Source organism: Actinomadura sp. SCN-SB, from assembly GCF_043906805.1.
GTDB lineage: Bacteria > Actinomycetota > Actinomycetes > Streptosporangiales > Streptosporangiaceae > Spirillospora.
The window spans coordinates 1-18,790 of sequence record NZ_JBIMPP010000075.1 but is presented as its reverse complement, the minus strand read 5'-3'; the positions used below and the strand labels follow the sequence as shown (position 1 = coordinate 18,790).

At 71.5% G+C, this 18,790-nt stretch carries 17 protein-coding genes; 8 read left to right on the top strand and 9 right to left on the bottom strand.

Features of this window, described 5'->3' with window-relative positions; translation table 11 throughout:
* Positions 1-11: 11 nt before the first annotated feature.
* Positions 12-353 (bottom strand): divalent-cation tolerance protein CutA, encoded by a 342-nt coding sequence (cutA, locus tag ACGWYJ_RS33055; protein WP_395110398.1) that lies wholly within the window; start codon positions 351-353, stop codon positions 12-14.
* Between the two features lie 33 nt (positions 354-386).
* A complete protein-coding gene (gene ggt, locus ACGWYJ_RS33050; protein ID WP_395110397.1) occupies positions 387-2,249 on the bottom strand; it encodes a gamma-glutamyltransferase in 1,863 nt (620 codons plus the stop codon).
* A gap of 337 nt (positions 2,250-2,586) precedes the next feature.
* Between ggt and ACGWYJ_RS33045 the strand changes: the two genes are divergently transcribed.
* The 5 genes from ACGWYJ_RS33045 to ACGWYJ_RS33025 all read left to right on the top strand — a co-directional run bounded on the left by ACGWYJ_RS33045 (position 2,587) and on the right by ACGWYJ_RS33025 (position 8,738).
* Positions 2,587-4,467: an amino acid permease gene (locus ACGWYJ_RS33045; RefSeq protein WP_395110395.1), complete on the top strand. Its 1,881-nt coding sequence runs from the start codon at positions 2,587-2,589 to the stop codon at positions 4,465-4,467.
* A 126-nt stretch (positions 4,468-4,593) separates the two neighbouring features.
* Positions 4,594-5,433, top strand: coding sequence for an NUDIX domain-containing protein (locus tag ACGWYJ_RS33040; RefSeq protein ID WP_395110393.1), 840 nt, complete (start codon positions 4,594-4,596; stop codon positions 5,431-5,433).
* Entirely contained in the window at positions 5,430-6,455 is a 1,026-nt protein-coding gene (locus tag ACGWYJ_RS33035; protein WP_395110392.1) for a molecular chaperone DnaJ, read from the top strand. The genes ACGWYJ_RS33040 and ACGWYJ_RS33035 overlap by 4 nt, the downstream gene beginning before the upstream one ends.
* Positions 6,456-6,468: 13 nt before the next feature.
* The gene (locus ACGWYJ_RS33030; protein WP_395110390.1) at positions 6,469-7,446 is read left to right on the top strand and encodes a hypothetical protein; all 978 of its coding nucleotides are present in this window, start codon (positions 6,469-6,471) and stop codon (positions 7,444-7,446) included.
* Between the two features lie 17 nt (positions 7,447-7,463).
* A complete protein-coding gene (locus ACGWYJ_RS33025; RefSeq protein ID WP_395110388.1) occupies positions 7,464-8,738 on the top strand; it encodes an adenylosuccinate synthetase in 1,275 nt (424 codons plus the stop codon).
* Here the strand turns inward: ACGWYJ_RS33025 and ACGWYJ_RS33020 are convergent.
* Both ACGWYJ_RS33020 and ACGWYJ_RS33015 read right to left on the bottom strand, forming a co-directional pair.
* Positions 8,644-10,077, bottom strand: coding sequence for a purine-cytosine permease family protein (locus ACGWYJ_RS33020; RefSeq protein ID WP_395110386.1), 1,434 nt, complete (start codon positions 10,075-10,077; stop codon positions 8,644-8,646). The genes ACGWYJ_RS33025 and ACGWYJ_RS33020 overlap by 95 nt on opposite strands.
* A 19-nt stretch (positions 10,078-10,096) precedes the next feature.
* Positions 10,097-11,056 carry an isopenicillin N synthase family dioxygenase gene (locus tag ACGWYJ_RS33015; protein ID WP_395110385.1) on the bottom strand — a complete coding sequence of 320 codons (960 nt, stop codon included), beginning with the start codon at positions 11,054-11,056 and terminating at the stop codon, positions 10,097-10,099.
* A gap of 297 nt (positions 11,057-11,353) precedes the next feature.
* Between ACGWYJ_RS33015 and ACGWYJ_RS33010 the strand changes: the two genes are divergently transcribed.
* The gene (locus tag ACGWYJ_RS33010; protein WP_395110383.1) at positions 11,354-13,354 is read left to right on the top strand and encodes a hypothetical protein; all 2,001 of its coding nucleotides are present in this window, start codon (positions 11,354-11,356) and stop codon (positions 13,352-13,354) included.
* A gap of 3 nt (positions 13,355-13,357) precedes the next feature.
* Here the strand turns inward: ACGWYJ_RS33010 and ACGWYJ_RS33005 are convergent, their stop codons facing one another.
* Positions 13,358-14,482: a PucR family transcriptional regulator gene (locus ACGWYJ_RS33005; RefSeq protein ID WP_395110381.1), complete on the bottom strand. Its 1,125-nt coding sequence runs from the start codon at positions 14,480-14,482 to the stop codon at positions 13,358-13,360.
* 108 nt (positions 14,483-14,590) lie between these two features.
* Positions 14,591-15,919, bottom strand: coding sequence for an HD-GYP domain-containing protein (locus tag ACGWYJ_RS33000; RefSeq protein WP_395110380.1), 1,329 nt, complete (start codon positions 15,917-15,919; stop codon positions 14,591-14,593).
* Between the two features lie 199 nt (positions 15,920-16,118).
* Between ACGWYJ_RS33000 and ACGWYJ_RS32995 the strand changes: the two genes are divergently transcribed.
* On the top strand, positions 16,119-16,502 hold the full coding sequence (locus ACGWYJ_RS32995) for an STAS domain-containing protein (protein ID WP_395110378.1): 384 nt from the start codon (positions 16,119-16,121) through the stop codon (positions 16,500-16,502).
* Here the strand turns inward: ACGWYJ_RS32995 and ACGWYJ_RS32990 are convergent.
* From ACGWYJ_RS32990 to ACGWYJ_RS32980, 3 genes are read right to left on the bottom strand one after another with little or no spacing between them, the layout of a single operon-like run.
* The gene (locus ACGWYJ_RS32990; protein WP_285694771.1) at positions 16,499-16,798 is read right to left on the bottom strand and encodes an MTH1187 family thiamine-binding protein; all 300 of its coding nucleotides are present in this window, start codon (positions 16,796-16,798) and stop codon (positions 16,499-16,501) included. The genes ACGWYJ_RS32995 and ACGWYJ_RS32990 overlap by 4 nt on opposite strands.
* A 15-nt stretch (positions 16,799-16,813) precedes the next feature.
* Positions 16,814-17,200 carry a hypothetical protein gene (locus ACGWYJ_RS32985; RefSeq protein ID WP_395110376.1) on the bottom strand — a complete coding sequence of 129 codons (387 nt, stop codon included), beginning with the start codon at positions 17,198-17,200 and terminating at the stop codon, positions 16,814-16,816.
* 58 nt (positions 17,201-17,258) lie between these two features.
* Positions 17,259-17,858: a TetR/AcrR family transcriptional regulator gene (locus ACGWYJ_RS32980; RefSeq protein WP_395110374.1), complete on the bottom strand. Its 600-nt coding sequence runs from the start codon at positions 17,856-17,858 to the stop codon at positions 17,259-17,261.
* A gap of 102 nt (positions 17,859-17,960) precedes the next feature.
* On the opposite strand from ACGWYJ_RS32980, the gene ACGWYJ_RS32975 reads away from it, so the two are divergent.
* Positions 17,961-18,725, top strand: a complete 765-nt coding sequence (locus ACGWYJ_RS32975; RefSeq protein ID WP_395110373.1) for an enoyl-CoA hydratase-related protein — start codon at positions 17,961-17,963, stop codon at positions 18,723-18,725.
* The last annotated feature ends 65 nt before the right edge of the window (positions 18,726-18,790 follow it).

Here is an 18,790-nt window from a genome sequence, read left to right as displayed (position 1 = left end):
GGGTCACACGCCTAGTCGTCCTCGTCCTCGTCGGCCTCGGTCTGCTCGGCGACCCAGGCGAGGTAGTCCATGCTCCCGGCGACGACCGGGGTGGCGATGATCTCGGGGCTGTCGTAGGAGTGGCCCTCGGTGATCAGGCTGGCCAGCTCGTCGAAGCGGGTGCTGGTGGTCTTGAACACCACCATCCACTCCTCGGCCGACTCGATCTTCCCCTCCCACCAGTAGGTGCTGGCGATCGGCCCGACGAGCTGGGCGCACGCGGCCAGCCGCTCGGCGACCGCGGACCTGGCCAGCTCGGCGGCCTCGGGCCGCGAGTCCGTCGTCGTCGTCACCTGTACGTACGCCTGCGCCATGGCGCGTCTCCTTCCCCCGGCGGCACCAGGACGCTACCAGCGTGGCCGGACCACCAGGGCGCTGCCGCCGCCACGACGCACCGGCTCGGCGACCGCCTGCACCAGCCCCGGACGCAGGAACTCCAGCGCGGTGGCGGCGCCGATCACCCCCGTGGGCGGGCCGGGGAACGGCTGGAAGCGGTGCCCCCTGAGCGCGAGCGCCGTCCCGTACCGGTCGATGAACGCCTGCTCGGCGAACACGTCCGGGGTGTTGCGCTGGGTGGCGCGCGGCGCGGCCAGCGCGGTGGGCAGGTCCATGCCGAGGTCGATCCGGTTGAGCAGGATCTGCAGCACGGTCGTGATGATCGTGGAGCCGCCGGGGGTGCCGAGGGCCAGTTTGGGCTTGCCGTCCTCCAGCACGAGCGTCGGCGCCATGGAGCTGCGCGGCCGCTTGCCCGGCCCCGGCAGGTTCGGGTCGGGCGTGGCGCCCGGCGCGGGAGGTTGCAGCGTGAAGTCGGTCAGCTCGTTGTTGAGCAGGAACCCGCGTCCCGGGACGGTCAGGCCGCTGCCGCCGAACTGCTCGATGGTGACGTTGTAGGCGACGACGTTGCCCCACTTGTCGGCGACGACGAGATGGGTGGTCTGCGGCCCCTCGTAGGTGAGCGCGCGGGCCGTGCCCCCGGGCGGGATGCACGGGCGGTAGTCGCCGTCCGGCGAGCCGGGCGCCACCGGCGCCGCCGCGGCCTGGTCGGGCTTGATGAGGCAGGCGCGTTCGCGGGCGAACCCGTCCGACAGCAGCTCCTTGAGCGGCACGTGCACCTTGTCGGGGTCGCCGACGTACCGGCCGCGGTCGGCGTAGGCGAGCTTGGACGCCTCCAGGTAGTAGTGCAGGGCCTTGACGTGGTCACTGGCCCCCAGCTCGAAGTTGTTCAGGATTTTGAGGGTCTCGCCGACGGTGGAGCCTCCCGAGGAGGACGGCGGCATGCCGTACACGTCCAGGCCCCGGTAGGACACGCGGGTGGGCTCGGGGGTCCGTGAACGGTAGGCACGCAGGTCGCCGTCCTTCATCAGCCCCGGGCGGACGTTACGAGCGGCGGCCGGGTCCACGGGCGGCGCCTGGACGGTCCTGACGACCTCGCGTCCCAGGCCGCCGCCGTACAGCCAGCCGGGGCCGCGCTTGGCGAGCTCCCGGTACGTGCGTGCCAGGTCGGGGTTGCGGAACGTGGAGCCGACCTCGGGCAGCCGTCCGCCGGGCAGGAACAGCTTCCGGGTGGGGACGATGTCGCGGAAGCGCGCCTCGTTGGCCGCGGTCTGGTCGCGGAACTCCTGGTCGACGACGAAGCCGCGTTCGGCGATCCGGATCGCGGGGCGCAGCAGGGTGCCGAGGTCGCGGGTGCCGAAGCGGCGCAGCGCCGTGTCCCACTGGGCGAGGGTGCCGGGCACCCCGACGCTCAGCCCGCTGGTCACGGCCTGGTCGAGCGGGATGGCCTGGCCGGTGGACGGGTCCACGAAGGAGTCCTCGCGCATGGCGAGCGGGGCGGTCTCGCGCCCGTCGACGGTGTACACCTTGCGGCGCCTGGCGTCGTAGTAGGTCATGTAGCCGCCACCGCCGAGGGCGGCGACGTACGGCTCGGTCACGCCGAGGGTGGCTCCGGCGGCGACCGCCGCGTCCATGGCGTTGCCGCCGTTCCTGAGGACCTCGATCGCGGTACGGCTGGCGTCCAGGTCGACCGTGGCGACCGCGCCCCCGTACCCGGTGGCGACCGGCCGTTTGGCCGTCCACCCGCCGTGTCCGGGCTGGGAGGCCGCCGCCTGGACGGGGACGAGCAGGACGGCGGAGACGGTCAGCGCGGTGAGCGGCGCGAGGCGCAAGCGGCCCCGGTGGCGCGGGGCGGCGGGGGGCGGGGTGTGGGGCACGGAACCTCCCGGGAACTCGGCGGCACCACCGTTTCACCGATCTTCGCGGTATGCCAGGGTCCCGGACATCCCTGGCATCGATCCGTGACCATCGGGGGCGCCGCCGCGGCGCGCACCAGGGGGAACAGGGGTCTTCCTGTTTCGCGCGCGTTACGCGCGATGGCCCGGACGTAACGGGAGGCGACCGGATCCGGCCTCGCCCCGCGAAATCCGTGTGACGTGGCGAAACGATCATGCGGAGAGCGTTGCGGTTTTACCGAAATATGGTGAAGTGTTGGGGTCTTAGCCATCTCCGGTCTCGCGAACAGCGGCGCGGGTTCAGGTTTGGAGCTCCTAGATGACCTGGAATAGCCGCACGCCCAACACCATGTTCCGGCGGTTGCCGGTCGAGCAGGCCACCGGCCAGCTCTATGGCGGCCGGCACCGGCTGCGCGTCGTGTACCGCACCCGTGACCTGGTCGTCCTGGGTCTCGGCGTCATGGTCGGGGCGGGCATCTTCAAGATCTCGATGGTGCAGGCCGCCGCCAACGCGGGGCCCGCGGTCATCCTGTCCTTCCTCATCGCCGGCGGGGTGTGCCTGCTGGCCGCGCTCGCCTACGCCGAGCTGTCCTCGATCGTCCCGGTGGCCGGCAGCGCCTACTCGTTCAGCTACGTCGCGTTCGGCGAGGTGTGGGCGTGGGTCGTGGGCTGGTCGCTGATCCTCGAACTGCTGCTGGCGGCCTCGGTGGTGGCCAGGGCCTGGTCGCTGTACGCGGCGCAGGTGGTGGCCGACTTCGGCGTCCCCGTGCCGGACTGGCTCGGAGGGGTGATCGGGCAGCCCAAGGGCTTCGACGTGTTCGCGCTGGGCATCCTGCTGCTGCTCATCCTGCTGCTGGCGACCGGCAGCCGGCTGGGCCTGCGCACGCTGTGGCTCATGGTGATGGCCAAGCTGCTGGTGATCGGCCTGGTGATCGGGGTCGGGCTGACCCACTTCGACTCCGGCAACCTCACCCCGTTCGTCCCGCCGGCCCGGCCCGCCTCGGGCGACGGCGGCCAGAGCGTCCTGGACGCGCTGGCCGGCGCGGTCACCGGAGGCTCCCCGCAGGTGTTCGGGGTGTGGGGCATCCTGGCGGCGGCGCCCGCCATCGCCTTCGCCTACATCGGCTTCGACCTGATCGCCACCGCGTCGGAGGAGACCGACGACGCGCCGCGCAAGGTCCCGCGCGGCATCATCACCAGCCTGGCCGTGGCGGTCGTGCTCTACCTCGGCGTGGCCGTGACCATGGTCGGGATGGTCTCCGCCCAGCGGCTCGACCCGGCCAAGGTGGTGCTGACCACGCCGTTCACCATGGTCGGCGCCGGGTCCATGGGCAAGATCATCAACATCGGCGCGGTGATCGCGCTGACCACCGTGATCCTGGTGGTGCTGATCAGCCTGACCCGGGTGGTGTTCTCGATGTCCCGGGACGGGCTGCTGCCGCGCGGCCTGGCCTCGATGAGCCGCTTCCGGGTGCCGTCCCGCGCGACCCTGGCCGCCGGCGGCGCCGCGGTGGTGATGTCGCAGACCATCGACGTGCTGACGCTGGAGCAGATGGTCGTGATCGGGACGCTGTTCGCCTTCCTGTTCGGCTGCGCCGCCGTGCTGCGGCTCCGCCGCGACCAGCCGGACCTGCACCGCCCGTTCCGGATGCCGGCGGCCCCGCTGACCGCGGTGCTGGGCATCGTGGCGATCGTCTGGCTGATGCTCAACCTGATGGTGGAGACCTGGGCGTACTTCGGCGCCTGGATGCTGGCCGGGCTGCTGCTCTACCTGGCGTACGGGAGGCGCAGCAGCGAGCTGCGCGCCCTGCTCGACCGTCCCGTGCCGCAACGGCCGATGGCCGCGACGCCGGCCGCTCCCCCGCCGGGCTCCCGCCCGATCTCGACCGTCCCGCCCGGGACCCCTGGCGTGCCGCCGTACCAGCCCGAGCGCTTCCCGGCGGGCGGCGGGGCCCGGCCCTGGACGCCGCGCGTCCAGCAACCGCAGTACCCCGATTACCCGCCGGAGCAGCCGACGGGGCCGCAGCAGGTGCCGCGTCAGCGCACCGGCCCGCAGCCCGTCCCGTACCAGGGCACGGGACCGCAGGCGCATCCCACTCCCCCAGAGGGACTGCCCTACCAACGTCCGCAGCAGCAGCCGTATCCGCCGCAGGACCACCCGCCGCAGCCCCCGTACCCCGGCGGCCGTCACCGCCGCTGACGCCCGCGAACGCCGCCCCCCTTGACCGCGCACAGGGGGAGGCGGCGTTCGTCGTTCGCAAAGGACTGGACGGCCGCGGATCCGTGCCGTATGTTCTTCTCATATCGAGACGAACTCACTATGAGAATGACTTGCGGAGGGTCCGACGTGAGCACCGATCCGCGCAGGGACGAGGGCGACTTCCTCGCCGGATACGATCCGCGCGACTACGACCCCGTCTCGGTCACCGTCGACGTGGTCGCCCTGACCATCCGGGACGGCTCGCTGAACGTCCTGCTGGTGCGGCGCGGGCAGGCGCCGTTCGCCGGGATGTGGGCCTTGCCCGGCGGATTCGTCCACGGCGTCCAGGACGCCGAGGATCTGCCCGACGCCGCCGTGCGTGAACTGTCCGAGGAGACCGGGCTGAGCGCCAAGCGGGGTCCGCTTGAGCGCATCCATCTCGAGCAGCTCGCGACCTACGGAACGCCCGGACGCGACCCGCGCATGCGCGTCATCTCCGTGGCCTACCTCGTCTTCGCCCCCGAACTGCCCGAGCCCGAGGCCGGAGGGGACGCCGCCGACGCCGCCTGGACGCCCGTGGAACGGCTCGGCCTCACCGACGGCGGCGACCAGGCGCCCGGCACCACGCGGAAGCTCGCGTTCGACCACGCGCGCATCCTCACCGACGGGCTGGAGCGCGCCCGTTCCAAGCTTGAGTACACCCCGCTCGCCACGGCGTTCTGCGCGCCCGAGTTCACCATCCCGGAGCTGCGCGCGGTCTACGAGGCGGTGTGGGGCGAGGAGCTGCACGCGGGCAACTTCCACCGGAAGGTCCTGTCCGTGCCGGGGTTCGTGGAGAGCACCGGGGCCACGTCCGACCGTGGGGGCCGCAAGGGCGGTCCCCGGCCCAAGCTGTACCGCGCGGGCGACGCCCGCCTGCTGCACCCCGCGCTGCTCCGGCCGAGCCGCGAGGAGGAGATCCGATGACGGCCTCACTCGACGAGGCGCTGGAGCTGCTGCGCCGCGCCCGTACGCCCGCCGACCTGTTCGGCCCGGACCAGGACAGCGCCGCCCGCACGTACCGGAGGCTGGTCCGGCTCCTGCATCCGGACGCCACCGGCGGATGCGGAGGCGAGGAGTTCACCCGGCTCAACGCGCTGTGGCGCGCCTACAACCGATCCGGCCCGGTCGCCATCACGACGCGCCGCCACGCGTACCGGGTCGGCGCGAAACGGGCCGACGGCGACCTCGCCGCCCTCTACGACGCCACCTACGACGGGACGCGGGGCGTGGTCATCAAGCTCCCCCGCGACCCCGCCGACGGCGACCTCCTGGAACGCGAGGCGGTGGCGTTGCGGCAGCTCCCCAAGGACGGCGACGGGCGCTTCCTGCCGTACGTCCCGCGCCTGGTCGAGTCGTTCCGGCACCGCGACGCCGCCACGGGGCGGGAGCGCCGCGCCAACGCCATCGTGGCCCTGGACGGTTTCTTCTCGCTGGCCGAGGTCCACGCCGCCTACCCGGACGGGCTCGACCCTCGGGACGCCGCGTGGATGTGGCGGCGCCTGCTGGTCGCGCTCGGCTTCGCGCACCGCGCGGGCGTCCTGCACGGGGCGGTGCTGCCCGAGCACGTGCTCATCCATCCGGAGAAGCACGGCCTGGTGCTCGTCGACTGGTGCTACTCCGTGCCCGGCTGCTACGCGCCGACCGATCCGAGCGGGCGCGTGCCGGCGTTCGTCGGCCGGTACGCGGACTGGTACCCGCCGGAGGTGCCGAGACGGGAGCGGGCGAGCCCCGGCACCGACATCTTCATGGCCACCCGCTGCATGACGTACCTGATGGGCGACAAGGCCCCCAAGGCGATGCGGTCGTTCGCGAAGGGCTGCCTCCTGGCCTCGCAACGGCGGCGTCCCAGGGACGCCTGGCGGCTGCTGGAGGAGTTCGACGAACTCCTGGAGCGCCTGTACGGCCCCCGTCGTTTCCGCCCGTTCACCATGCCCACGTCTCACTAGAAGGAGAACGACCATGGGAAGCGGACACTGGTCCACCAACGTCTACGACGCGGCGCGCTCGTACCGCGCGTCCACCGGCTCCAGCGCCTTCGCCTACAGCGACAGCGGCGCCACCACGACCCATCCCGACCTCGACCCGTACGGCGTCACCGTCCGGGAGAGCCGCGACTCCGACGACCACCCCGAGTCGCTGGCCATCGCGGTGCTGTTCGACGTCACCGGCTCGATGGGCGCCGTCCCGCGCTCCCTTCAGGAGAAGCTGCCCGACCTGCTCGGGCTGCTGCTGCGCAAGGGGTACGTGGAGCACCCGCACATCATGTTCGGCGCGGTGGGCGACGCCACCTGCGACCGGGCGCCGCTGCAGGTCGGCCAGTTCGAGGCCGACAACCGCATGGACGACGACCTCGGCAAGATCCTGCTGGAGGGCGGGGGCGGCGGCCAGATGCGCGAGTCCTACGAGCTGGCGATGTACTTCATGGCCCGGCACACCGCGATCGACTGCTACGAGAAGCGCGGCAAGCGCGGCTACCTGTTCATGATCGGGGACGAGCTGGCGTACGAGACCGTCAAGGGTCGCCAGATCTCCAAGGTGATCGGCGGTGAAGCGGGCGAGGACGTGCCGATCGAAGAGCTGGTGCGCGAGCTGAGCCGCAAGTACGACGTGTACTTCATCATCCCGGAGGGCGCGTACCACGCGCGCAACCGCACGCTCAAGGAGTTCTGGCAGGGCCTGCTCGGGCAGAACGTGCTCTACCTGGACGACCTGAACGCCGTCTGCGAGACGATCGCGCTGACCATCGGCCTGGCCGAGGACGCCATCGACCTGGACGAGGGCCTGGAGCACCTGGACGAGGTCGGGTCGAACGCCGGGCCCTCGGTGTCGCGTGCGCTGGCCCGCCTGGAGGCGTCCCGGTCCGCGGTCGCGGTGTCGGAGGGGCTGCCGGATCTCGGCACGGTCTCGCCCGGTCCCTCGTCCACCGTCCGCCTGTAGGGGACCGCGGGGACGCCATGGGGCACGTGATCGTCGTCGACCTCGGTTACGGGGACGCCGGCAAGGGCACGGTGGTGGACTGGCTCTGCGCGCGGGGACCTGAGCCGGTCCACACCGTGGTCCGTTTCAACGGGGGCGCGCAGGCCGCGCACAACGTGGTGGCACCGGACGGGCGGCACCACACCTTCGCCCAGTTCGGGTCCGGCACGTTCACGCCGGGCGTGCGCACGCACCTGTCCCGCTTCATGCTGGTCGACCCGCTCGCGCTCGCCGGGGAGGCCGAGCATCTGCGCGCGCTCGGGGTGGGCGACGCGCTCGACCGGTTGACCGTCGACGAGCTCGCGTTGCTCACCACCCCGTATCACCGGGCCGCCAACCGTGAACGGGAGGTGGCCCGGGGTGCGGCCCGGCACGGCTCGTGCGGGATGGGCATCGGCGAGACAGTCGCCTACTCTCTCTCGCACGAGGACGCGCCCCGGGTGGGCGACTGTCTTTCCCCTGCCCGCCTGCGGCACGCTCTGACGGCCCTGCACGACTGGTACCGCGACGAGTTCCCGCAGGGCGCGCCCGTCCCCGCCGTAGACGACTGTGTGGACGCCTTCACGGCCTTCGCCGAACGAGTACGCGTCGTGGGGGGCGACTACCTTTCACGCTTGCTCCGCACCCGCCCCGTGGTGTTCGAGGGCGCGCAGGGAGTGCTGTTGGACGAGTGGCACGGCTTCCACCCGTACACGACGTGGTCCACGACCACGTTCGAGAACGCGGAGACCCTCCTGGGCGAGGCCGGGCTCGGGAGGGGCACCGCGTACCGGCTCGGCGTGCTCCGTACGTACGCCACCCGCCACGGCCCCGGCCCGTTCGTCACCGAGGACCCCGCCCTGACGGCCGATCTGCCGGATCGCCACAACGGGACGGGACGCTGGCAGGGGACGTTCCGTGTCGGCCACCTCGACGCGGTGGCCCTCCGCTACGCGCTGGAGGTCACCGGGCCGGTCGACGGGCTCGCCCTGACCCATATGGACGTGGCGCAGGCGCGCGACGACCTTCGCCTGTGCGTCGCCTACGAAGACCTGGACCGCGTCCCCACAACGGTGAAGGGCGACCTGGCAGGCCAGGCCGCCCTCACCGAACGGCTCCTGAAGGCTCGTCCCGTCTACACGCGGCTCGGAGACCCGGTGGCCGCGGTGGAGGACGCGCTCAGGACTCCTGTGGTGCTGCGCTCGTACGGCCCGGGAGCCGACGCAAAGCGGCGTACACCAGCGCCGCCAGCACGAATCCCACGGCGAAGGTGATGTCGCCGACCTCCGGGACGTTCTTCGGCACGGGAGCGACGTACAGCTCCTGGTTGCAGAACAGCGCGACCGACACCACGATGCCGACGGCCATCGCGATGGGCCCGGCCAGGTTGCGGTGGGTCGTGTCGTACAGGAGCCCGTCGATGGGCTGACCGCGGCGCAGCCACATGTCCATGAAGATGACGCCGAGCCAGGGACCGATCCAGTACGCGATGATCAGCAGGAACGCCTCGTAGTCGTGTCCCGCGTCGTCCAGCCCGAAGTAGGCGACGACCAGGCCGAGGACGCCGAACACCAGCGCGACCATCGCCCGCTGCAACGCCATCGGCAGCTTCACCCCGATGGTGACGAACGACATCGAGCCGGAGTAGACGTTGATGGCGTTGGCGCAGATCGCGCCGAGCGTGACCGCCAGCAGCGTGAGGTCGCCGATCAGCGTGGGCATGTGGCCGGTGAACGTGCCGGTCGGGTCGCCCAGCGCGTCGCCGCCGATGGTCACCGCGGCGGCCCCCACGATCTGCAGGCCCGTGCAGCCGACGAAGATGCCCAGCCCGGCGAACAGCGCGACCGGGAGCCTGGGGGTGTCGGGCGCCAGGTAGCGGGTGAGGTCGGCGGCGTAGGGGTTCCAGCCCGCCGCGTACCCGAACGCGGCGGCCGTGGCGATGAGGAACCCGCCCAGGCCGCCGCCCTCGCCGCTCGCCGGGGCGCCGAAGTTCGCCTTGCTGAGGATGACGATCGAGGCGAGCACGAACACCACGGCGAGCACGGGGAAGGCGTACCGCTCCACGGTGTGCACGAAGTTGTGCCCGAAGAACCCGACGGTGACCTGGATCACCACCACGGCGAACAGGCACAGCGCCTTGGGGAGGCCCGTCAGCGTGGACAGCGCCAGGGCGGCGCTGACGCTGTTGACGGCGAACCAGCCGATGCCACCGGCGATGGTGTTGAGCCCGGCGGGCAGCGCGTTGCCGCGGAACCCGAACGGGACGCGTCCCAGCACCATCTGGCCCACGCCATGCTTGGGCGCTCGTGCGGACAGGACGGCGTGCGACAGCGCGCCCAGCGCGCTGCCCAGGGCGGCCGCGGCGACCGCCTGCCAGAAGTTCAGCCCGAACGCGGCGACGGCGAGCACGCCCAGGAAGACGGTGGCGAACTCCAGGTTGGGCGACGTCCACGTCCAGAAGAGCTTGAGCGGTGTTCCGTGGCGCTGGTCGAGCGGGATGTACTCGGCGCCACCGGGCTCCACCGCCGCGAGCTTGTCGCCGTACTCGGCTTCCCGGACGACCAATCCGGCCTCGGAGACGGCCTGGGCGCCTCCGGCCTTCACGTCGGTCATGGCCTTTCCTCTCGTTCGGTCAGCCGACGGTGATGGCGTCGAGCCGTTCCATCAGGAAGTCGTGGGCGCGTACCGGGTCCAGGGTCGTGCGGCCGATGGGCGGGCGCAGCGGCTCCACCCAGGCGTCGGGGTTGCACTCGTAGAAGAAGATGAGCGACACCAGTTCCTCGTCGGGCGCGCTGGGGTCGGGCGGCAGGACACGGTGCCGGTTGGACTTCCAGCGGTTCCCCGACCAGACGGCCAGCAGGTCGCCGGTGTTGATGGTGAACGAGTCCTCCGTGTAGGGGGCGTCAACCCAGCCCGCCTCCTCCGAGTAGACCTGGAGCCCTCCCGCGCCGGGCTGCCGGTCGAGCACGGTGACGGTGCCGAAGTCGGTGTGCGGGCCGATCCGGAACTGCCCCGGCTCGGGCGTACCGAGTTGCGACAGCGGCGGGTAGCGGTTGATGTTGAGCGTGTAGGAGGAGTGCTCGGTGTACGGGGCGAAGTAGCCCGCGTCCAAGCCGAGCGCGGTCGCGCACAGCGCGAGCAACTCGTCGGAGAGGGCGCGCATCCTCGCCATGTAGTCGGTAAGGAGCCCCTCCAGCTCGGGGACCTCCGAAGGCCAGACGTTGGGGCGGAACCATTCGGCGTCGTACAGCTCATGCCCGATGGGCCGGTCGGCGCCCGCGGCGAACGTCTCCTTGAGGTCGGGCGGTGTCTCGGTGCCCTCCGCGTAGGCGTTGGCCTCCACACCCGGCGGCAGCCAGCCTCGCTCCCCCACCGTGGCGGCGTAGGCCCGCTTCACCTCCTCGGGCTGGGCGAAGAACCGCTTGGCCGCCTCCCTGATCCGTTCCCGCAGGTCCGACGGGACGCCATGCCCGGTGACCACCAGGAAGCCGATCTCGGTCAGCGCCGCGTCGACCCGCGCGGCCACCTCTTTACGGTCGTCCGGATCTCCGTGGAACCAGGGGGTGAGATCGAGGGTGGGGACGGTGTCCATGAATGCCCCTTCTAGCCACTATGTCCATATCGTCGCTGGCGACGGCCCCAACTATCGCCCCGTAATCGCGTCTTGAGAACCCCCGAAACCCATCCACAACGCCGCGCGCCCCAGATTTAACGTGCCCGGAACATCCGGGCCCGCGGATCGTCTGGTGCGATCGCACAACGCTTGCCGCCGTCCGCTGTCGGCAACGGCCGTTGACCGGTTCGTCCCGGATGGGGTCTGATCACTCCGGACGTACACGGCGTCCCCCACCCCACACGGAGGTCGGCCTTGCGTGCCTTGGTTCCGCGCGTGGCGTTGGCCATCTCGCTCGTCACGGTGCTCACCGGCGGGGCGGCCCTGCCCGGCGTCGCCTTCCCGCCCCCCGCCGCCGCCGATCCGGCCCCGGCCGCGCCACCGGGCGCGTCCCCCGGCACCGGCGACGGCTGCGACCCGATCGACCCGGCGGCGTGCCTTCTGCCGTTCCCCAGCGACCGGTACACGGTGCGGGACCGATCCACCCCCACCGGCCGCCGCGTCCACATGACCACCACGCTGCGCAACACGCTCGGCCGGCCGATCCAGCCCGCGGAGTGGAACCGCGCCGACGGGTTCTCGCCCGGCTCGGCGCTGCTCACCCACGTCCCCGGCGTCGACCTGGCGCGCAGCGGCGCCGCGCCGATCACCGACATCGGCGCGTCGCTGCGCCGGGACGCGCCGATCGTCATCGTCGACACCGAGACCGGCGAGCGCTGGCCGTACTGGGCGGAGCTGGACGCGAACGCCGACCGTCCCGAGCGGCGGGCGCTGATCGTACGGCCCGCGCGCAACTTCCGCGAAGGGCACCGGTACGTGGTGGCGCTGCGCGACCTGAGGGACGCGGCGGGCGCGCGGATCGCGCCGAACGCGGCGTTCGCCAAGATCCTGGGGCGTCCGCTGCCGCGCCGCGACCCGCTGCACGAACGGCAGCGGGCCACCCGCGACGTGCTGCGCGACCTGAAGCGCAACGGCGTCCGTCTGGACGGGCTCTACCTCGCGTGGGACTTCACCGTCGCCAGCCGGCAGAGCCTGGCCGGGCGCATGCTGCACATCCGTGACGACGCTCTGGACCGGCTCGGCCGCTCCTCCCCCTCCTTCCAGGTCACGCAGGTGACCGACGACGTCGACGCCCGCATCGGACGCGAGGTCAAGGGCCTCCTGCACGTCCCCAGCTACCTCGACCTTCCCGGCGGGCCGCCCGGATCGAAGTTCCACTACGGGCGCGACGGGAAGCCCGCGCGGCTGCCCGGGAACACGCAGACGGTGCCGTTCCAGTGCGAGATCCCGCGCTCGGCGTTCGGCGGCAAGCCCGCACGCCCCGCGCTGTACGGGCACGGACTGCTCGGCAGCGAAGGAGAGGTGGGCGCGGGCAACGTCAAGGACATGGCGTCCGAGCACGGCTTCGCGTTCTGCGCCACCAAGTGGATCGGGATGGCGAACGAGGACATACCGAACGTCCTGTCGGCGCTGACCGACCTCACCCGGTTCCAGACCATCGCGGACCGCACCCAGCAGTCGATGCTGAACTTCATCTTCCTCGGACGCGCCATGACGCGCGGCTTCACCGGGCACGAAACGTTCCAGGACGACGACGGCGCACCCCTCATCGACACCAGGGCGCAACTGACCTTCGACGGCAACAGCCAGGGCGGCATCATGGGCGGCGCGCTCACCGCCGTCTCCCCCGACATCCGGCGTGCCGTCCTCGGCGTCCCGGGGATGAACTACAGCACGCTGCTCAACCGCAGCGCCGACTTCCCGCCGTTCGAGCAGGTCCTGAACGCCGCCTACCCGGACAAGCTCGACCAGCAGATCGCGTTCGGGCTCATCCAGATGCTCTGGGACCGCGGCGAGGCCAACGGCTACGCCCAGCACATGACGGACCGTCCCCTGCCCAGGACGCCGTCGCACAAGGTGCTGATGCACGTCGCCTTCGGAGACCACCAGGTCGCCCCGGTGGCCGCCGAGGTCGAGGCCCGCACCATAGGCGCGCGCATCCACTGGCCCGCCGTCCGGCCCGGCCGCCTCCCCGACAAGGTGCCGTACTGGGGCATCGCGCCGATCCGCTCGTACCCCTACAAGGGGTCCGCGCTGGTCATCTGGGACAGCGGTGCGCCCGTGCCGCCCCTGACCAACACCCCGCCGACCGAGGGGACCGACCCGCACTCGCATCCGCGCAGCAACCCCGATGCACGCCGCCAGAAAGCGGTGTTCCTCAGCACGGGGCGCGTGATCGACGTGTGCGGCGGCGGCCCCTGCGTCATCACGCCCTGACCGCTACCTGCCGAGCCTCTGGTGGGCCAACGCCCACCAGAGCTCGGCGAGCGTACGGTGGTCGCGCAGGTCCGCGCCCGTCAGCTCCTCGAACCGGCGCAGCCTGTTGCGCAACGTGTTGGGGTGGACGAACAGCGCCCTGGCCGCGTCCTCCACATGCATGCCGCCTTCCAGGTACGTGACGACGGTGCGCTCTATGTCGGGCAGGTCGCGCACGGGGGTCAGGTACCGCTCGTGCAGCAGCATCCCGATCTCGGCCTCGGCGACGACCGCCGCGTGCAGGCCGAGATCCGCCAGATCGAACACCCCGGTCATGCCGAAGCGCCACGCCGTGTCCAGTGCCCGCGTGGCACGGTCGAAGGCGTCCACCGCCTCCGCCGGGCGCACCGCGGGACCGATCCCGACCACGGCGTCGCCGCGCAGCCGGGGCGACGGGCGACGGGCGAGCAGCCCCGCCACGTCCCCGTCGAACAGCGTCACCGGTGGGGTCGTGTGCGGGAAGTACGGCACGAGTAACGCCACCAGGGCGCGTGCGTCCTTCCCGCTTCTGGCACGGAACGGCAGGTAGTACCGGTCCGGGTCCAAGCCGAACGCGGCCGCTTGCAAAGTGAGCACGGAACGATCCAGGGTGCCCGACAGCAACGCGCGCACGAACGCGCCACGCTTCTGCTCGGCGTCCAGGGCCGCCTCCAGGTCGACCCGGCGGTGCTCACGTGCGGCCCGCAGCATCGCTGCGTCCGCCCAGTCCCACACGCGGTCGGACAGGGCCAGGATCGCGTCGGGCTCGACGCCGTTGCGGCGGGCCTCCTCGGTGAACCGTTCCCAGACCGTGCGGATGCCGATGCGGTAGGCGTGCAGCAGATCCTCCACCGGAATGCCCCGGTCCGCCCGGTCCGCGCCCACGGCCGCCGCGTCCTCCTCCGTGAAGGCGGGAAACGCCCCGGCCTCGACGCCGAAGAGGTGGCCCAGCCCGTCCCGCACGCTGACCGCGATCCCCAGGCGCAGCCGCTCACGCGGCACCGCCGCGTACGACGGGATCTCGGCCACGATCCTGTCGACGACCGTGTCGACGACCCCGTCGGCCTCGCGCCGCAGCGCCGCCACGGTCGCGGTGACCGCCGTGGACATGCCCACCGGAATCCTCCGGAACGCTCATTCGTGCTCGCGGGGACAGACCACGGTACGAAGATCTCTCCGCCTCGTACAGAGTCCGCGCCGCCACAGGCACGCTGCGCGCTACTGCACCTCCAGGGGCGCCGTGGGGTCGTCGTGGTCCTGCTGCGCCACCTCGGCGTCGCCGGGAACGGAGACGGGCCCCGGCAGCTCCCAGCCGAGCCGGTCCAGGGCGCGCACGAACGACTCCACCATCACCGGGTCGAACTGGTCGCCCGCGCAGCGCCGCAGCTCCACGACGGCCTCCTCGATCGTGCAGGCGGCGCGGTAGGACCGGTTGGACGTCATCGCGTCGAACGCGTCCGCCACCGCGATGATCCGGGCGAACTCGGGGATCTCGTCACCGGCCAGCCCCATCGGATAGCCGCGGCCGTTCATCTTCTCGTGGTGGTGCATGATCCCGGCCAGCGCCTCGTCCAGGAAGCCGATGTCCCGCACGATCTCCAGCCCCCGCATCGGATGCAGCTGGATGGCCGCCAGGTCGTCCTCCGACATGGGGCCGGTCTTCTGCAGCACCTTGGTCGGGACGCCGAGCTTGCCCACATCGTGCAGCATCCCCGCGTACCGGATCGCCTCCACCCGGTCCGACCGCATCCCGATCTCCTGCGCGATCATCACCGACCCGCGCGACACCCGCTCCGAATGACCACGCGTGTAGTAGTCCTTGGTCTCCACCGCCTGGCACAACGCCGCCAGCGTCGCCGCGTGCGCCTGCCGCTGCGCCCGCGTCTGCTCGAACGCCCACCGCGCGACGAACAACGGCAGCAACACCAGCACCGCCGCGAGCGGCCCGATCCCCTCGTGCGCCCACAGACCGGCGACCAGGAGCCCCACCATCCCGTACCCGAGGCAGCCGAACACCAGCGGGCCGCTGCCGCTCAGCAGCTCGCGCACCGTCGCCTGCCTGCTCAGCAGCAGGACACCGCCCATCAGCGCGAGGTTCACCAGAACGAAGGTCACGAGAGCGCCCAGGAACGGCCCGATCACCCGCTCCAGCCACCCCTCCTGGCCCAGCCCCGCCCGGTCACCCGCCAGCAGGCAGAACACCACGCCCGCCGCGTACCCGCTGAGGGCGAACTGGGCGCCGTTGAACAGCCGCTTGACGAACGGCACCGAACGCTGCCCGGTGACGACCGCGCAGATCCCCAGCAGCGCCGCGCACGCCGGGCCCAGCAGCACCACCGTGGCCAGGCTGGCGGCGAAGCTCAGCGACACCCGCGCCCTGCGGACGCTGAGCCGGGCCGGCACCGAGTCGCAGACCAGGAACAGCACGGCCGTCACCACCAGCGTCGGCCAGTCCAGCCTGTCGTACGACGCGGTCGCGATGACCCCTGCCGCGAGCGCGACCACAGCGCAGACGTACATCCAGGCGACCAGCGGGAGCACGAGCACCGCGCGTTCCTCCACAATCGGCGTGCCGGGGCGCCCTCCTGGACGGCGAACGTCCCTTCCGGCAAACCTTAACGGAAGCGTGTGCGGAATGTGAGGGGTCGATCACATACGGCAGTGGGCGGCGCGCGGCGGTGACTCACGCGGAAACTCCTGCTTCACTTGATGAGCCCGTGTCATCACAAGCCGGAGTGAGGACGCCGTGAAGGACATCGCCGTCGACATGGTCGTCATGGAAGGCGAGCGCCACACCGGCGTTCTGCTGTCGGGTGAGATGGACCTGGTGTCGGCCCCGCCGATCCGCGGCCACCTGTACGCGCTGGTCTCCAAACGCCCGCTGGTCCTGGACGTCTCCGGCGTCTCGTTCTTCGACGCCGAGGGGCTGCGCATCATCGCGGCCACCGCCCGGCGGGGCCTTCAGTGCGGGACGGGCCTCGCGCTGGTGGGGATGCGGCCGTTCGCCGCGCAGATGTTCCGGATCCTGCGCATGGACGAGGCGGTCCCCCTGTGCTCGTCCACCCAGGAAGCCCTGTGGTGCCTGCTACCCCCCACCGACGAGGACATCGCCGCCTGGCTCGACGCCTAGCGGTCGCCCGAAAGGTACCGCTCCACGCTCTCCACCTTGGCGTTGAGCGCGTCCACCGCACCGGGCCGGATGTCGGCCTTCAACACGAGGCTGACCCGCGGCGCTCTCGCCGACACCGCCTCCGTCGCGGCCTTCACCACGGCCATCACCTCGTCCCACTCACCCTCGATGGTCGTGAACATGGCGTCCGTGCGGTTGGGCAGGCCGCTGGCCCGCACCACGCGGACGGCCTCGGCGACGGCCTCCCCCACCTCCTCCCCCGTGCCGAGCGGGGTCACCGAGAACGCGACGAGCACAGCGGCCTCTCCTTCTCACGGCTGGACGACCTGCCGTACCACGATCTCATCCAGCCGCCGCTCGACGATCACCCCCACCGGCCAGTCGCGCACCAGGATCCGCAGCAGCGCGGCCTCGTGCTCGGCGAACGACGCGTCGCAGCCCTGCTGTTCCAGGCTGGAGCGGAGCGCCAGCACATAGTCGTCGTCGGTGAACCCGGGAATCTCCCGCACCATCGCCGTCGTGGTGGCCAGGTGCGAGTTGAGCCCCGCGAACGAGCGCCCGCACCCGCAGCCGCCGTCCGGATTCCCCTTGTCACGCGCGCAGACCTCGCCGATGTGCACGAGCTCACCCTCCACACACAGGGCGAAGTCGTTGTCGCGGTACCCCTGGCTGACGTTAGTGGCGGTGAGCAGCTTCAAGGCCGTACCCCCTTGGCGCGTCCGTCGACCATGCCTACCGTACGACGCGGATCCGACATCACGACGGGCGGTCCGGTTCCGGCACCAGCGCCGGGACCAGCGCGGGCAGATCGGCTGCCCGCCCCGCCTCCACACGCGCGTGCACGACCCCGTACAGCCCGTTCACGGTCAGCTCCGGCATACGGTCATCCGGCTCTCCCATCTCCGGTGCCAGCAGCCCGGTGAACGTGCGCAGCACCGCGTCCCTGCGTGCCATGGCGTCCCGGCCCGCGGCCTTCACCTCCACGATGCACATCCGCGCCGCGTGCGGGTCGGCGGCGAGTGCCTCCAGGAAGGCGCGCAGCCCGGCGCCGAACCGCCCGGGACTCCCCTCCACCGACACGTACGCCTCCGTGGTCCGCCGCATCATGCCCTCCATGACATGGTCGTACGCGGCCAGGAACGCCTCCTCCTTGTTCCTGAAATGCTCGTAGAACGTGCGGCGGGACACCTCCGCGCGAGCGATGACGCTCTCCACCGTCATCCGGGCATAGCCGAGCTCCCCCACCGCATGCACGACCCCGGCCAGGATCCGGCGACGCTGGTTGTCCCGTACCACACCGCGCGGCAGCCCGTGCCGGCCACCACGAAGCTTTCCCTCGGCGATGGACTCCACCACCTGCCGTCACGCGCCTTTCCATCGATTTTCCGCCGAAGGCCCAAGCCTAGGGACAGTAAGGCGTCCGTGCGGGCGAAGCGTGGTTGACGTAGCGTCACTCGTATGAGTGATGTCCTCGTCCAACGCGACGGCGCCTACACCACCATCACGATGGACCGCCCCCGGAGGCGCAACGCACTCTCCCGGGAGTTCCTCCTCGACCTCACCCGCGCTTTCCAGGACGTGGCCGCGACCGACGCGCTCGGCATCATCCTGGCCGCGAACGGCCCGGTGTTCTCCGCCGGTCACGACTTCGCCGACATGGCCGGGGCGTCCCACGCCGACGTCCGCTCCCTCCTGCAAACCTGCGCCGACCTCATGCGCACGATCCAGTCCGTCCCGCAGGTCGTCGTCGCCCGCGTCCACGCGCTGGCCACCGCCGCCGGCTGCCAGCTCGTCGCCGCCTGCGACCTGGCCGTGGCCGCCGAAAGCGCCGGCTTCGCCGCCCCGGGAGGCAAAGGCGGCTGGTTCTGCCACACCCCCATGGTCCCGATCTCCCGCAACATCGGCCGCAAGCGCACCATGGAGATGGCGCTCACCGGAGACGTCATCGACGCCCGCACCGCCGCCGAATGGGGCCTCATCAACTACGCCGTCCCCGACGACGAACTGGAAAAGGCCACCCTCACCCTCCTGCAACGCGCCACAAAGGGCAGCCCGCGCAGCAAGGCCCTGGGCAAACAAGCCCTCTACGCACAACTGGACCGCCCCGAGCAGGACGCCTACCTCTACGCGATAGAGGTCATGGCCGCCTCCAGCCAAACCCCCGAAGCCCAGGAAGGCATGACCGCCTTCCTAGAAAAACGCCCCCCAACCTGGCCCGCCTAAAAAACCCTACATATTTATTGCAAGCGCGAGCTGCGCTCCTCGCCTGGCGGCTCGTCGCTTGTCGT